Annotated in this window: 12 protein-coding genes; 4 read left to right on the forward strand and 8 right to left on the reverse strand. The window is 68.2% G+C overall.

Annotation, left to right across the window (positions count from 1 at the left end; all coding sequences use genetic code 11):
- Nucleotides 1-12 precede the first annotated feature (12 nt).
- The gene (locus GA0115233_RS02565; RefSeq protein ID WP_093718382.1) at nt 13-4,677 is read right to left on the reverse strand and encodes an FtsK/SpoIIIE domain-containing protein; all 4,665 of its coding nucleotides are present in this window, start codon (nt 4,675-4,677) and stop codon (nt 13-15) included.
- Between the two features lie 333 nt (nt 4,678-5,010).
- Here GA0115233_RS02565 and GA0115233_RS02570 point away from each other — a divergent pair, with 333 nt between their 5' ends.
- The 4 genes from GA0115233_RS02570 (at nt 5,011) to GA0115233_RS40845 (ending at nt 8,430) form a co-directional block, all read left to right on the forward strand.
- Entirely contained in the window at nt 5,011-5,313 is a 303-nt protein-coding gene (locus GA0115233_RS02570) for a WXG100 family type VII secretion target (protein ID WP_093718383.1), read from the forward strand.
- Nucleotides 5,314-5,525: 212 nt separating this feature from the next.
- The gene (locus GA0115233_RS02575; RefSeq protein WP_093718384.1) at nt 5,526-6,851 is read left to right on the forward strand and encodes a putative T7SS-secreted protein; all 1,326 of its coding nucleotides are present in this window, start codon (nt 5,526-5,528) and stop codon (nt 6,849-6,851) included.
- The gene (locus GA0115233_RS02580) at nt 6,851-7,552 is read left to right on the forward strand and encodes a hypothetical protein (protein ID WP_093718385.1); all 702 of its coding nucleotides are present in this window, start codon (nt 6,851-6,853) and stop codon (nt 7,550-7,552) included. The genes GA0115233_RS02575 and GA0115233_RS02580 overlap by 1 nt, the downstream gene beginning before the upstream one ends.
- Nucleotides 7,553-7,557: 5 nt before the next feature.
- Nucleotides 7,558-8,430, forward strand: a complete 873-nt coding sequence (locus GA0115233_RS40845; RefSeq protein ID WP_255310028.1) for a hypothetical protein — start codon at nt 7,558-7,560, stop codon at nt 8,428-8,430.
- Here the strand turns inward: GA0115233_RS40845 and GA0115233_RS02590 are convergent.
- The 7 genes from GA0115233_RS02590 to GA0115233_RS02625 form a co-directional block, all read right to left on the reverse strand.
- Nucleotides 8,393-9,034: a hypothetical protein gene (locus tag GA0115233_RS02590; RefSeq protein ID WP_093718386.1), complete on the reverse strand. Its 642-nt coding sequence runs from the start codon at nt 9,032-9,034 to the stop codon at nt 8,393-8,395. The two genes, GA0115233_RS40845 and GA0115233_RS02590, sit on opposite strands and share 38 nt — an antisense overlap.
- A 21-nt stretch (nt 9,035-9,055) precedes the next feature.
- A complete protein-coding gene (locus tag GA0115233_RS02595; RefSeq protein WP_093718387.1) occupies nt 9,056-10,141 on the reverse strand; it encodes a hypothetical protein in 1,086 nt (361 codons plus the stop codon).
- Nucleotides 10,138-10,809, reverse strand: a complete 672-nt coding sequence (locus GA0115233_RS02600; RefSeq protein ID WP_093718388.1) for a hypothetical protein — start codon at nt 10,807-10,809, stop codon at nt 10,138-10,140. Before GA0115233_RS02600 ends, GA0115233_RS02595 begins: the two co-directional genes overlap by 4 nt.
- A 694-nt stretch (nt 10,810-11,503) precedes the next feature.
- The gene (locus GA0115233_RS02610) at nt 11,504-12,589 is read right to left on the reverse strand and encodes a hypothetical protein (protein ID WP_093718390.1); all 1,086 of its coding nucleotides are present in this window, start codon (nt 12,587-12,589) and stop codon (nt 11,504-11,506) included.
- The gene (locus GA0115233_RS02615; RefSeq protein ID WP_093718391.1) at nt 12,580-13,251 is read right to left on the reverse strand and encodes a hypothetical protein; all 672 of its coding nucleotides are present in this window, start codon (nt 13,249-13,251) and stop codon (nt 12,580-12,582) included. Before GA0115233_RS02615 ends, GA0115233_RS02610 begins: the two co-directional genes overlap by 10 nt.
- 259 nt (nt 13,252-13,510) lie before the next feature.
- Nucleotides 13,511-14,176: a hypothetical protein gene (locus GA0115233_RS02620; protein ID WP_093718392.1), complete on the reverse strand. Its 666-nt coding sequence runs from the start codon at nt 14,174-14,176 to the stop codon at nt 13,511-13,513.
- A 36-nt stretch (nt 14,177-14,212) separates the two neighbouring features.
- A complete protein-coding gene (locus GA0115233_RS02625) occupies nt 14,213-14,845 on the reverse strand; it encodes a hypothetical protein (protein ID WP_093718393.1) in 633 nt (210 codons plus the stop codon).
- Between the last annotated feature and the right edge of the window lie 16 nt (nt 14,846-14,861).

Raw genomic sequence — 14,861 nt, forward strand, 5'->3', positions numbered from 1 at the left:
GTCCGGACCGGCTCAGCCCGGCACCACAACCGTCCGCAGCTCCCCGTCGCCCAGGTGCAGCATGCCCTTGCCGGGGACGGCCTGGCCGCCCACCATGCTGCGGTTGAGGCGGACGCCGATGAGGTCGCCGCTGGAGGACTCCTGCGGCGAGAGGAGGATGCCGCGGCGGGCCTTCTTGGCGTCGACCTGCCAGCCGGAGAAGCCGCTGCACACGTCCTCCTCGTCACCGGCGATGACGAGGGCCAGACCGCGCTCCGCGCCACGCGAGACGATCTTCTTCATCTGGCTCTCGGCGTCGCAGTCCTCCAGGATCTCGCCGTCGTCGACGAGCACGACGACCGGGTTCTCGACCGACGGCTCGGCGTCGTCGATCAGCTCCTCGAACTCGTCCTCGTCGATGTCGTCGCTGGTGAAGACCTTCAGTACGCCTTCCACGCCGTCGAGTTGGCGGACCGGCGACTGGCGCGGCGCGGCGACGACCAGGCGCACGCCCTGCTTCAGGAAGGACTGCGCGAAGTTCATCAGCACCGTCGAACGGCCCGACTTCGCCGGACCCGCGATCACGAACGACGGCACACCCTGCGCGAGGTCGGGGCCGAAGCCGACGATCTCGTCGCCGCCGATACCGGCCAGCGCGTACAGCCTGGAGCGCGAGACCTCCGGGTCGCGCAGCTCCCACGCCTCGTCGAAGGAGATCCGGCTGGGCAGGCTGTCGACCCGGAACGGCCGCTTGGCGCGCGGGACTTCGGCGTCGCGCGCGGTGGCCGCCTCCCCGATCGCGGCCAGTGCAGCGGCCTGACCCTGACCGGTGGTGTCCTCGGCGAGCAGCGCGAACTGCGTCTCCGTACCGGCCTCGTTCTTGAAGCCACGGCCCGGCGGGATCTCCTCCGGCACCTTGCGCGCGGGGATGCCGAGCATGGAGAAGTCGCTGCGGTCCGACAGTCGCAGACCGTACTTGTCCTCGGTGAGCGTGGCGATCCGGCCCACCAGCAGGGTCCGGTCACCGGTCAGCACCAGGTGGATGCCGAGGCTCGCGCCCTCCCGCATCATCGTCTGCAGCTCGTCCGTCAGCGCGCCGTGGTCCACCTCGCCGAGGGTGGGCACCCAGCCCTCCCACCGGTCCAGCAGGACCACGATGTGAGGCAGCCGCTCGTCCTCGGACACCGCGGCCCGCTGCTCGCCGATGTCCGCGAACCCCTTGTCGGAGAGCAGGTTCTGGCGGCGGTCCATCTCGCCCTTGAGCCGGTTGATCAGCCGCACCACCCGCTCGGTCTGGTTACGGCCGACGACCGCGCCGACGTGCGGCAGCCGGGTCAGCGCGTTCAGCGCGCCGTTGCCGCAGTCGATGCCGTACATGTGCACATCGGCGGTGGAGTGCGTACGGGCCAGCGAACCGGCGATCGTACGCAGCACCTGCGAGCGTCCGCTGCGCGGGGCGCCGCCGATCATGAGGTGGCCGAAGCTCTCGAAGTCGATCGTCACCGGGCGGCGGGACTGGAGCGCGGGCAGGTCCTCGATGCCGTAGGCCACGGGCGCCAACCTGCCCGGCGCCGGGCTGAATTCGGGCTCGGGGATCTCGTCGAGCAGCAACTGCTCGTCCAGCGCGGGCAGCCACGGGCTGTGCTGCGGCGGGATGCCGAGCGACCGGTTGGCGTCCCGGATGGTGTCCACCAGCACCTTGAGGTCGGTGATCTCCTCGTCCTCGCGCGACTCGGCCTTCGGCTTGGTCAGCGCGGCCCGACCCAGGTCCTCCCAGGCCAGCGGCCCGACCCAGGGCTTGAGGACGGCGGGGTCCGCGGCGCCGGGCCGGCGGCCACCCACGCGGCCGGACTGGAACGGCACCAGCGAGGCGTGCCCGAGCCGTACGTACGCCCGGCCCGGTGTGCTCTTGGAGATGTGCCCGGCCTCGGGGGAGTCGATGACGTCCGACGACTCGCCGCCGTCGGTCACGCGCAGCGCGATCCGCAGGTTGGTGTTGGCGCGGATCTCCGGGGAGACCACACCCGAGGGCCGCTGCGTGGCGAGCAGCAGGTGGATGCCGAGGGAACGGCCTCGCTGGGCGATGTTGACCAGACCCGTCACGAAGTCCGGCAGATCGCGCACCATCGAGGCGAACTCGTCGATGACGATGAGGAGTCGAGGCACCGGCTGGTGGGACGGGTCGCGGCGCACCAGGTCCTGGTAGTCCTCGATGTCCTTGGCGTCGGCGGCGGCCAGGATGTGCTCGCGGCGGTGCAGCTCGGCGCCCAGCGACTCCAGCGCGCGCTCCACGAGGTGCGCGTCGAGGTCGGTCACCATGCCGACGGTGTGCGGGAGATGGACACAGTCCTTGAACGCCGCGCCACCCTTGTAGTCGACGAGCACGAAGGTCATGTTCTCCGGCGTGTTCGCCACGGCGAGCGCAGCGACGATCGTCTGGAGCAGCTCCGACTTACCGGAACCGGTTGTACCGGCGATCAGACCGTGCGGGCCGTCCTTGCGGATGTCGATGCCGAAGGGACCGTCGTAGGACTCGCCGATGACGGCCAGCGTCGACTGCCCGCCCATCCGCCAGCGCGCCACGATGGCATCGCTGGTCGGCGGCTCCAGTTGCAGCACGTCCAGCAGCCGGCTGGAACTGGGCAGCGCCGAGTCCTCGGTCTCCCCGCTGATGTCGCGCAGGGAGGAGACGGACCGGGCGAGCCGCAGGCACCAGGACGGCGAGACGAAGTCGGGCCGCACGTCCTTGCGCCGCTCGGCACCGGCCTCCTCCACCCGCAGCCGCAGCTTGTCGGGCTCCTGGGTGTGGGACGGCTCGGGGGAGGTGTTCTGGTGCCAGGCCTGGAAGGAGGGGAACCCACCGGGGGCCTGCTCCTGCCGCTGTGCCTGCTGCTGGGGCCGCGGCGCCTCCTCGGCCTTCGGCTCGGCCACGACGTACGCCTGGCACTCGCCCGGCAGGAACCGCTCCTCGGCGTCCAGGCAGATCGCGTACATGGAGACGGACGGGCCCTCGCGCAGCAGCCGTACGACACCCGGCAGGGAACGCAGACGGCGCGAGCCGTCCCAGACGACCACGATGTCGGGGTCGCTGAAGGTGGAACCCTGGCCGCGGTTCTGCTCGGCGGCCTTCTTGCGGGCGTCCAGGATCTGCGTCAGCTCACCGATCCGGGCGCCCACGGTCTCCGCGTCGGTGCCGATGAGCACGTTCACGTCCTGACCGCCGGACGGCCTGGCGTGCGGCAGCCACCGCACCCAGTCCCAACTGCCCTGCGCGGACTGCTCGCTGAGAACGTAGAACTGCACATCCATCGGACTGTGCAGCGCGGCGGTCTGCGCCACGGCCCAACGCCCCATGGCCCGCGCCGAGTCACCGGGCCCGGCCATGCCGATGACCCCGAGCCCGCGCAGGTTCAGGGCGACCGGGGCGTCCTCGATCTTCCAGGTGACCTCGCGCTTGTGGTCGTCCTGCTCGGGGTCGTCCAGGACGACCTCGGAGGGCAACTGCCCGGTGCCGACCCGCAGCAGCAGATGGTCGCGGTCGGTGCGGCGCCGCTCCCAGAGCCGGGTACGGGGCCCGGTGCCCAGCGAGAGCACCGTCGCCGGGTCCGGAATGGCCTGCCGCCGGTCGTTCCGCTCGGCGACCAGGGCGTCCTGCGCGTCCTGCTCGATCCGGGCCTTCTGCTCCTCGTACTCCTTGACCTGCTTCGCGTGCGACTTACGGCCGTGCTTCTTGTCGTTGTAGTAGTTCGCGAACAGCAGGATCGGGCTGAGGCCCGCCATGATCAGGTAGTACCAGCGCTGGAAGATCAGCACGGCGACGACGGCACCGACGAGCGGCGTCAGCGCCATCAGCCAGGGCAGCGGCCGGGCCTCGTACTCCCGCGGCTTGGACGGCAGCCGGAACCGCGTCTGCCGCTCGGGCGGCCGGAGCCGGGGCGGCCGGTTGTAGTCGAGGCCGGTGCCGTCCTCGGACCACTTGAGGGCGGCGTTCGGGGGCGCGTAGCGGGTGAGCTCGACGAGGGTGTTGCCGAGGGCGATCTGGGCGCCGAGGGGCCAGATGTCGGGGTCGGGGGGCGGGGTGTCGCTGTCGCTGCTCTCTTCCTGGCTTTCCTTCTTCCGCCGCTTTTTCTTCTTCTCTTCTTTCTTGTCCTCTTTGGGGTTGAGGATCTCCTCGATGGGGGTGCCGTCGAGGAAGGCGGCCTCGGTGTCCCCGTGGACCTTGAAGCGGCAGGTGCCGTCGGTGGAGACGGAGAGGGTCAGGGCGCGGGCGTCGACCTCGGGGTCGTCGATACGGATGTGGCTGGCGGGGCCGCTGCCTATGTCGTAGCGGCCGACGCCGAGCCGGTGCACGTAACCGGCGACGGGCCCGCCGACGATCCGCAGCTCCACGAGCCCGGTGGGCTCGCCGGGCAGGCACCCGGAGGGGTCCTGGAGGCTGACGACGGCGCCCTCGCGCAGGGGCGAGTTGGGGATGGTGGCGGACGGGTCGACGGCGTACCCGTCGACGTACAGGAGCGGGGCGTTTCCGCTGGGTAGCGGGTGCTGCTGCCCGATGGGGATGACCTGAGCGCCACTGTGACCGACCTGTTTGGCCAGTTCCTGGGCGATGTCGCCCATCGTGGACTCGGGATCGGCGTCGAGTACGACGTCGGCGGTGCCGCCGCCGAACGGATCGACGACGGTCAGAGTCAGGCGCACGTCTGTAGTCCTCCCCGCTGCCCCCGTGACCGCTTCCGCAACGCGGGTCACAGTTCCAGGCGACGATATCTGCTGGGGCGGGAAGGGACACAGGGGGTCGGGTGCGGTGCTTCCCAAAGGCAACGCAGTGCACACGAGGTTGTGACGGCTCTACGACGTGTTGTTCACAACGCCGGGATGTGACACCTCTGGCCTCCCCCGTAAGCTGCTGCCTCAAGAGCGGACGATCACACCGGCAGTCACACGCGAGTTGACGCCGACCGGTGACTGTCGGACCGCAAACAGGGAGCCACGGGGGTTGGCCCTGCGGCGTTTTGAAGAGGGAGCGGCTTCATGGCCAAGGACCTTGACATCACATATCAGGACATGCGGGACGCGGCCAAGCATGTCGTGAAGGAGAAGGAAAGGCTCCAGGACAAGCTCGACGGCCTCCGCAAGTACATCGCCAACCTGGTCGAGTCGGGCTATGTGACCAAGAGCTCGTCCAAGGCCTTCGACGAGAACTTCGACGAGTTCGTCAAGGGCTCCAAGGACACGCTGGACGGCCTCGACGGCATGGGTGACTACCTGACCATGGCCGCCGACAAGTTCGAGCAGATCGACGAGGAGCTGGCGAAGCAGGCTCGCAGCAAGTGACCTGCGTCGTCTGACGGCTTTCCGACGGCACGGCGGCCCGATGTGGGCCGCCGCGCCGCTGTGAGCCACCTGCAATCCGCACACGGGGGCACGATGAGTGACTTGTCCGCTGACTACGCGACGCTGAACAAGGAGTCCTTCGAGAAGCTGGACCACGAACTCGCCGAGGCGAGCCGTAGCAAGGACAAGGGCAAGGGGGGCGGCAAGTAGTCATGGCCGAGGCGAAACTGGCGGACTACCCGGCACTGGGATTCGTGCCGTGCCCGGGAGACCAGACGGTGGCGGAGGACGTGGCCGCGACCGTACGCAGGACGGCGAAGGCGCTCGTCGAGATCTGCCACGTCCTGCACGGGACCGGTGTCGGCGACTGGAAGGGCAAGGCGGCGGAGGTCTTCCGGGAGAAGTTCGACGACGAGTTCCGCCCGCGGATGGACGAGGCCCGGGACTCCTTCAACGCCGCCGCGACCGCCCTGGAGGACTGGGCGTCGTACATGGAGCGCAAGCAGCGCGACGCCGTGCGGCTGGAGGCCGAGGCGGCGGCGGTCGACGAGCAGCTGGACAAGGCGCGCGAGAAGTCGGAGAAGCTCAAGAAGGCCGAGGGCGCCAGGGACGGCGACGCCAAGGACGACGACCACGAGGACAAGGTCAAGGCAGCCGGCAAGTCGGTGAGTGCCAAGGAGGAGGAGCTGGAGGAGCTTCGCCGCCAGGGCCGCGGTATGGCCAGGGCCTACCGGCAGTACGGCAAGGAGATCGCCGAGCGGCTGCAGAAGGCGATGGACATCGCCCCGAACGAACCCGGCCTGTGGGACAAGCTGGGCGACGCCATAGCGGACCTCGGCAAGGCGATAGCCGACCTGCCGGGGAAGGTGGGCGAGGTGCTCTCCGACATCGGCGAATGGATCAAGAGCCACGCCGACTGGATCACCGTGGCGGCGTCGGTCATCGGTGTGATCGCCATTTTCTGCCCGGTGCTCGCGCCGCTGGCGATCGGGCTGAGCGCGGTGGCGTTCCTCGCGCATGCCGCGTCCTACGGCATGAGCGGACTGTTTCCGCCCACGGGGGCCAACATCGGCAACTGGCTCACCCTCGGCGGTGACGCCCTCGGCATGATCCCCGGTGTCGGCGCCGCTAAGGCAGGCGTCATGGCGGGACTGAAGGCGGGCCGGGGCGCGGGCGGCGTGGTCGCCGGGACCAAGGTCGGCATCAAGACGGGGTCGACGGTGGCGAAGAACGCCATGAAGGCCGCGGACCCGGTGGCCGCCGTCATCGACAAGCCGATCATGGCCGCCGCCGCCAAGCTGGGCGTCTCGCGCGGCGCCGCCCTGACGACCACGGAAGGCGTGCAGGCCGCGGCCCAGCTCGCCTGGACGGCGCCCACCGCGATCAACGCCTACGAGACGAGCACCGGCCGCTACGACGCCGCGACCTGGGGAACCGGCGTGGCCAACGTCGTCACCGGCGCGGGCGGCGGCAAGTTCGGCGGACTGGTGGCCGTGGGCAGCGCCATCGGCCTGGGTGCCTGGGAGCTGACGGACTGATGACGACGATGACCGCGGCGACCGTCGCCCCCCGTGACGTACCGGATCTGTGGTTCGAACTGCCGCCGGGTTTCCTGGAGTTCGACCTGGACGAGGACCCCGAGGCGCGCGTGCTTCGGATGACGGATGTGGCCGACGGGCTGTTCGCCGAGGCGACGGCGGAGCAGAAGCTCAGCATGGTGGTGTCGAGCGAGTACATCCTTCAGAGCATGATCGCGCGAGGCGTCGAGCATGTGTCGAGCTGTCTGCTGCGCATGCCCGACGACCGGCTCTCCCAGGGCACCTTCTTCGTGATGATCGAGCGCCCGGAGGCCGGACCGCAGAGCCAGGACCGCAAGGGCTCGGCCACGCGTACGGCCGCCCAGTGGCGCGAGCTGTACCCGGACGCGGAGGTCGGCTTGGTCATGCTGCCGTACGGCATCTCGGCCCTGTGCATCCGCGACGAGGAGCTGCTGATCCCCGGCGTGCTGTTCGGCCTGGACGACCCGGTGCCGGCCACCGTCCGGCAGGTGCAGTTCAATGTGCCGCTGAAGACTGGGCCGGGGTCCGCCCTGTTCGTCTTCATGACGCAGGACATCGATCACTGGACCGAGTACCTCGATCTGCTCAGCGGCATCATGAAGTCGGTCTCGGCGGAGGAGCCGGGCGGGGCAGGCACGTCCGGGGGCGAGCAGCCGCAGGCCGGTCCAGGAACGGAGTGACGAACATGAGCAGCGTGGCAGGAATGTCCGACGAGGCTCGCGGGCGCAGGGTCTGGCGCGTCGTGCTGTTGGCGGTCGGGACCGCCTGCTACGTGCTCGCCGTGATCGCCGGCATGTACGTCCTGACGGACGACGTCGGGCTGGCGGTCCAGATCCCGCTGTGGGTGCTGCACACGGTGGTGCTGCTCATCGTGGGGGTCCGTGTGTTCGGGGTGAGGGACTCCGGCTTGGGCGCGGCGCTCTTCGTCGTGGCCACGTCCGTGATGGCGGTCGGGGTCGCGGACATGGCCCGGAACGACCTCACCTTGCAGCAGCGGGGCGAGAAGGTGGTCGCCACGGTGGTGAGCGAGCGGTTGGAGGAGGCGCAGGGGCGCAAGTCCCGTGACACCTTCTACACGCTGGAGCACGAGGACGGGACGCCCGTCCCCGGCCCCGAGATGCGGATGACCTCGGACGCGTACGACGTCGGCGAGGTGCTCACGGTCATCGAAGACCCCGAGGCCGAACTGCCCCCGCAGACCCCGGGCCAGGCGGACGCGACGGGTGACGCACTCGGTTCCGCGGGTTTCGCGCTCGCCGCGGTCGTGGCGGTGGGGTGGATGGCGTGGCGAGGATCGGTCGGCACGCGGAAGAGGGACGAGACAGCCGCCAGTGACCGCGCGCAGCGGGAGCAGGAGGAGAAGCTGCGGGAGGCGCTGCGGACGTATCCCGCCGACCGGCGCGGCTACATCAAGGTTTCCCCGGGGGAGTTCCCGGCCCTCTCCCAAGGGCGGGCGGCCCGGATCGCCTGGGAGATGGGGCTGAAGGCGGAGGCGGTGGGCAACCGGGGGGCGTGGCGGTTCAAGGACACGGTGATTGAGGAAGTTCCTCATGAGTGAGGGGCGTGGCCGCTGGCTTGGTCTGCTGTGTGTGCCGCGTGCGGTGCCTGTGGTGGAGGGTCGCGGCTGCTAGGAACACGGTGACGGTGAGGAGGGTGGAAAGCAGACCGAGGGCCCAGAGCCAGGGGTAGTGGGCGGAGACCCAACTGGGCTCCGTGTCCTCGCCCTTGCCCAACTTGCCGCTGTCCAGGGCGTTGAGGACGAGAACCACGTACGGCACGAGCGCGGCTACGGAGACGGCGAGGGTGAGCGTCAGGGCAGCGGTGCGGACAGGACGCCGCCGCAAGGACTTCTTGCCCAGTCCGTATGCGCAGGCCCCGAAGACCACGAGGAGACTCGGTCCGAGGAAGCCCAGGAAACCTGCGAACCCGTAGGCGCCCCCCGGCCAGGACCCGGCTGCCCACTGCCAGGTGTCGTCTCCCCAGAAGCGGTCGAGAAGGAAGAGCCCGATGAGGGCACTCATGGCCGTGAACGCCGCGAGACACCCGAAGGCGGCGTCCCTCTTGCTCCGCGTCCTGCCCTGCTGGGGCCTCTTGGGCTGCCGTTCGTACCGCAGCGCGGGGGCGGCCGCCCTACGCCGACGCGGCTTGGCGGACCCGCCCACGCGCTGCTCCTCCTCGCTGTGTCACCGGTTGATGGCTTGGATTTCCTGGACGGTGACGGCCTGGTCGTTGCCGAAGGTGCCGTCGGGGAGGTCACCGCCGGCGCCGCCGGTGCCGGTCCAGGTGATTTCCCAGGTGATGGTGGCCTGGAGTTTGTAGGTGCCGTCGCCGGAGGAGCGGAGGTATTTGAGGCCGCAGGGCGGAGTTTTGTCGGCTTTGCCTTTGGCGTAGGGCTCGCCGATGGAGCCGTCGTCGTTGATGAGGCATTCGCCGGATGCGGGGTAGGTCTCGGCGTCCGGGGTGCCGGGTTCGAGCTTGAGGGCGACGGGTTTGGCGGTGGTGGTGGCCTGGATGTTGAAGCCGGGGACGTCGAGGGCCGCGGTGGCCTGGACCTCGTCGAAGACGGCCTTGTCGAGCCAGGCCCAGGTCGGCAGGTTCACCTTGGTGACGTTCTCGGGGGCGAGGGTGACCTTGGTGTCGGGCAGTTGCATGTGCTGGTAGGCGAGGGCCGCGAGTATCTCGGGGGTGATGGCTTCCTCGTACTGGGGCGGCGGGGCCTCGCCGTTGTCGACCCAGAAGGGGAGGTCGTTGCAGGAGCTGCGCTTGAGTACGTCCGGCTCGTTGGGGTTCTCGACGGCGGCCCAGAACATGCCTTCGCCGTCCTTGTCGACGTTGTAGTCCTTGTAGCCGGGGGTGTCGGTCCAGCCGTACTCGTCCTCGTAGTGCCGCTGGAGCTCGCCGAGCGCGGCGCCGGCGTGGCCGCCCATGCCCGGGGCGTTCATCTGGCGCTCGATGTCCTTGGACATCTTCTCCTTGAACTCCTTGGCACCGAGGAAGGGGGCGTACCAGCAGGGCGGAGGCGTCCAGTTGGCGTCGGCGGACTTCACGTTGCCGGTGCCGCCGTTCTTGGCGACGGAGCCGGAGTAGGTGATTCGGGCGGTGGCGTAGATGCCGTTGCCGTCACTGCCGCCCGACTGCTCGGGGTCGGAGCCGTTGATATCGCCTGGCTGCTCTCCAGCGTAAGCCGGCTCTGCAAGGGCGAGGACGCCCACTGCCAGCGTCAGGGCAGCCACGCCGGTGCTCAGAGCCGTTCGTCGCGACCTCTTCACTGACACTTGGTCGCCTTCGCCTCGATGTACACGTTGGACGCCTGCCACAGGTCGTCTCCGGTAGGGAGCTTGACCATGATGATCTTGAAGTGGTTGAAGTCCGTGATGCTGGGTTCGGTCTTCAGGACCTTTCCGGACTTGACCTCTTTGGAGTAGAACTTGGTCGAGTCCACACAGAACGCTACCTCCACCGAGTTCCCGTTCGACGCGGAGCGAGTGGTGGCTTGGTAGTGGCGCCGGGTCCCGGTTGCCGTCCAGTCGCCTTCAAGCCTGTCCTCGATCTGCGTCTTCCCGTACCGCAGCCCATTGCCGGTGGAGTAGGCGGCCAATGCGGCGTCTTGCGTGGTGCGCTTGTCCACGCCTCGGTAGATCGCCCGGATGAAGTTCGCCGCGTCCTCCATCGCCGCCGCCTCGTTCGCCTTCTTCGGCTTGTCCCAGTCGAAGACGAGGTTCATGTCCTTGGGCAGGGACACGTCCACGCCGTCCGGCTTGTCCTCGTCCGGCGCACCCGAGGCCTCCTTCGACGGCTCAGGCTTGGAGGACTGCTGGTCGGCACCGGCGATCTTGTCGTTGCCGCTGGCGTCGTCGTCCCCGCTGCCGCAGGCAGTCAGCAGGAGTGCCGCTGTCGCGGCGAGTGCGGCGGCGGTGGGCAAAGTGCGGCGCTTCACAGTGAACTCCCCGTGAGACTTGAGGTCAGTCAAGAGCACAAACGGTATCGGTGGGGTTCCCGGTTCGCCAGCGCGAACTTCGGCCGCAATCAGGTCAATGCGGGTGTATGGGGAGGCGGAGAACCGTGCTCTGCGTCTCGATCGTGCTGCAGCGGGAGGCGGGCGGGGCGATGCCGCCGAACTGCCGATTCTCGGGTTGTGTTGCGGATTCGCCTTCGCCATTGAGGCGCCACCAGGGTCGAGTTGATGCACGGAGGGGGGCGCCGTGTGGTCTTCGTCTCCTCGCCCACCCGTGGACGCCGACCAGCGGGCGGCGGACGGAGCTCGTACTACAGCCGAAGATCTTGAGGGTCGCAGATCGGTGGGATCGGTTGGTGGGTGGCCCAGGCTCGTAGGTGTTGCGGCAGGGGGTCGCCGCGGCGCCGGTAGTGGCTGACTGCGGTTGCGGTGACCGGCAACCTCGCTGTGCCATTTGTCGGCGTTCTTGCCTCCCAGCCTTCGTGGAGTCCCTGCCACCTTTCCCGACGTCCGTTGCCGCCCTCTTCGGGGCGTCGACCAGATCGGGGCGTTCCTCTTCGAGCTGCTCCTTCAGTTTCACCAGCCGCTCGCGCTCGGGATTGACCACCTTTGCTTGTCGCCGTCGTTTGCCATCTACCCTCCTCTGTTACCGGGGGGCTCATGCTTCGCGGTGTGATCACCGGTTGATGGCTTGGATTTCCTGGACGGTGACGGCCTGGTCGTTGCCGAAGGTGCCGTCGGGGAGGTCGCCGCCGGCGCCGCCGGTGCCGGTCCACTCGATCTCCCAGGTGATGGTGGCCTGGAGTTTGTAGGTGCCGTCGCCGGAGGAGCGGAGGTACTTCAGTCCGCAGGGCGGGGTCTTGTCGGCCTTGCCTTTGGCGTAGGGCTCACCGATGGAACCGTCGTCGTTGATGAGGCACTCACCGGACGCGGGGTAGGTCTCGGCGTCCGGGGTGCCGGGTTCCAGCTTGAGGGCGACGGGTTTGGCGGTGGTGGTGGCCTGGATGTTGAAGCCGGGGACGTCGAGGGCGGCGGTCGCCTGGACCTCGTCGAACACGGCCTTGTCGAGCCAGGCCCAGGTCGGCAGGTTCACCTTGGTGACGTTCTCGGGGGCGAGGGTGACCTTGGTGTCGGGCAGTTGCATGTGCTGGTAGGCGAGGGCCGCGAGTATCTCGGGGGTGATGGCTTCCTCGTACTGGGGCGGCGGGGCCTCGCCGTTGTCGACCCAGAAGGGGAGGTCGTTGCAGGAGCTGCGCTTGAGTATGTCCGGCTCGTTGGGGTTCTCGACGGCGGCCCAGAACATGCCTTCGCCGTCCTTGTCGACGTTGTAGTCCTTGTAGCCGGGGGTGTCGGTCCAGCCGTACTCGTCCTCGTAGTGCCGCTGAAGCTCGCTGAGCGCGGCGCCGGCGTGGCCGCCCATGCCCGGGGCGTTCATCTGGCGCTCGATGTCCTTGGACATCCTCTCCTTGAACTCCTTGGCACCGAGAAAGGGGGCGTACCAGCAGGGCGGAGGCGTCCAGTTGACGTCGGCGGACTTCACGTTGCCGGTGCCGCCGCTCTTGGCGACGGAGCCGGAGTAGGTGATTCGGGCGGTGGCGTAGATGCCGTTGCCGTCACTGCCACCCGACTGCTCGGTTTCGGAGCCCTGGCCGCTGCCTACCCCCGTTGCCGCGTACGAGGGCCTGGTGAGGACAAGGGTACTGAGAGCCAATGTCAGTGCTGCGGTGGCGAGGAGCGGGCGACGTGCTTCTTTCACTGGCACTTGGCCGCCTCCGTCTCGACGTACACCTTGGATGCCTGCCACAGCTCTTCACCCGTGGGGACCTTGATCATGATGATCTTGAAGTAGTCGAAGTCCTTGATACTGGGGTCGGTCTTGAGTACCTTCCCGGTCTCGGTCTCCTTGCCGTAGAACTTGGTCGAGTCCGCGCAGAACGCCACCTCTACCGAAGACCCATTCGAGGCGGACCGTGTGGTGGCGTCGTAGTGTCGTCGGGTGCCGGTGACGGTCCAGCCCCCTTCGACGTAGGCGCCGATCTGCGTATCGGCGTACTTCCTTCCACCATCAGTGGCATACGTTGTGACCGCCGCGTCCTCGCTCGTGCGCTTGTCGACGCCCCGGAAGATGGCCCGGAAGAAGTTCGCCGCATCCTCCATCGCCGCCGCCTCGTTCTTGTCCTTCGGCTTGTCCCAGTCGAAGACCAGGTTCACGTCCTTTGGCAGCGACACGTCCACGCCGTCCGGCTTGTCCTCGTCCGGCGCACCCGAGGCCTCCTTCGACGGCTCAGGCTTGGAGGACTGCTGGTCGGCACCGGCGATCTTGTCGTTGCCGCTGGCGTCGTCGTCCCCGCTGCCGCAGGCAGTCAGCAGGAGTGCCGCTGTCGCGGCGAGTGCGGCGGCGGTGGGCAAAGTGCGGCGCTTCACAGTGAACTCCCCGTGAGACTTGAGGTCAGTCAAGAGCACAAACGGTATCGGTGGGGTTCCCGGTTCGCCACCGCGAACTAGCCCGATAAGTGGGGCAATTGTGGATGTTCGAAGCGGATGTGCTGGAGCTCGCATGGCTGGAATGCGGGCAATGGGGTGGTTTTACGATGCTCCGGCAGGCATCAGGTAGACGGATCAGATTTGCCCCGCTCGCCCGAGCCACTGCGCAAACGATGGCCTGGGGCGGGGTGCCGTGCCTTCACTTGCACTGGGCGGCCTTGGTCTCGACGAACACCTTGGATGCCTGCCACAGGCTCTCATCCGTGGGGACCTTGACCATGATGATTCTGTAGTGGTCGAAGTCCTCGATGCTGGGCTCGGTCTTGAGCACTTTCCCGGTCTTGACCTCTTTGCCGTAGAACTTGCCGGAGTCTACACAGAAAGCCACCTCCACAGAGGTCCCGTTCGGGGCGGACCGGGTTGTGGCCTCGTAATGGCGCCGGGTGCCGGTGGCGGTCCATCCGCCCTTGACTCTGTCGTCGATCTGCGTCTTCGCGTAGGTCAGGCCGCCACCTGTGGAGTAGGCGGTCACGGCCGCGACGTTGGAGGTGCGCTTGTCGACGCCGTGGTAGATGGCGCGGACGTAGTTCGCCGCGTCCTCCATGGCCGCCGCCTCGTTGGCGTCCTTGGGCTTGTCCCAGTCGAAGACGAGGTTCATGTCTTGGGGGAGCGAGAGGTCGACCCCGTCCGGCTTCTCTCCGGCCGGTGAGCTGGAGGCTGTCTTCGATGGCTCCGGCTTGGAGGACTGCTGGCTGGTGCCCGCGGCCTTGTCGTTGCCGTCGTCGTCTCCACTGCCGCAGGCTGTCAGCAGGAGTGCAGCTGTCGCGGCGAGTGCGACGACGGTGGGCAAGGTGCGGCGCTTCACAGTGGACTCCCTGTGGGACTTGAGGATGGAATTGGGTCAGTAGGCGCACGTCCGGTCGCCCCGCTTCGACTGGACCTCGGTGGTTTGCCAGACGCCCTTGGAACTCCTCCGCAACTGAACGCTGTACGCGACGTACGGGCTCTCGTCGGACGGGGACCTGTCCACCTTTCCTGTCTTGCGGTCCTTGTTGTACGCCTTGCTCTCGTCGGCGCAGTAGGTGACGGCGGCCGTGTTCTTGTCGGCGACCTTCACGTTCGGGGCGAAATAGCGGGTGACGCCCGTCCAGGTGAGGCCTTCATCCAGCCATGCCTGGATCCACTGCTGAGCGCTCAGCAAAGCCTGGCCTTGGCGGTAGTACGCGACCGTCGATGAGTTGGCGTCTCCCTGGAGGATGGCGTCGTCCACCGCGTTCACCGTCTGCGCCACGTCCGCGAGCACAGCATCCTCGGTCGCGTTGCCGGTCTTCCACCGCTCGAACATGTTCTCCACGTCCTTGGGGAACGTGATCTCCGGTCGATCGACGGGAGCGGAGACGTCCGTCCTCGGTGACGGCGAAGTGCTCGCGATGTTGTCCTTGCCGCCGGCTTTGTCGTCCCCGCTGCCGCATCCCGTCAGCAGGAGTGCTGCTGTCGCGGCGAGTGCGGTGGTGGGCAAGGTGCGGCGCTTCACGTGGGCTCCCCGTGTG

Origin of the sequence: Streptomyces sp. DI166 (assembly GCF_900091315.1) — a bacterium.
GTDB classification, from domain to species: domain Bacteria; phylum Actinomycetota; class Actinomycetes; order Streptomycetales; family Streptomycetaceae; genus Streptomyces; species Streptomyces fuscus.

Excerpts from the sequence above, each read along its gene's own strand:
- GA0115233_RS02570 (WP_093718383.1), top strand. The coding sequence starts at position 5,011 with ATGGCCAAGGACCTTGACATCACATATCAGGACATGCGGGACGCGGCC.
- GA0115233_RS02575 (WP_093718384.1), top strand. The coding sequence starts at position 5,526 with ATGGCCGAGGCGAAACTGGCGGACTACCCGGCACTGGGATTCGTGCCG.
- GA0115233_RS02580 (WP_093718385.1), top strand. The coding sequence starts at position 6,851 with ATGACGACGATGACCGCGGCGACCGTCGCCCCCCGTGACGTACCGGAT.
- GA0115233_RS40845 (WP_255310028.1), top strand. The coding sequence starts at position 7,558 with ATGAGCAGCGTGGCAGGAATGTCCGACGAGGCTCGCGGGCGCAGGGTC.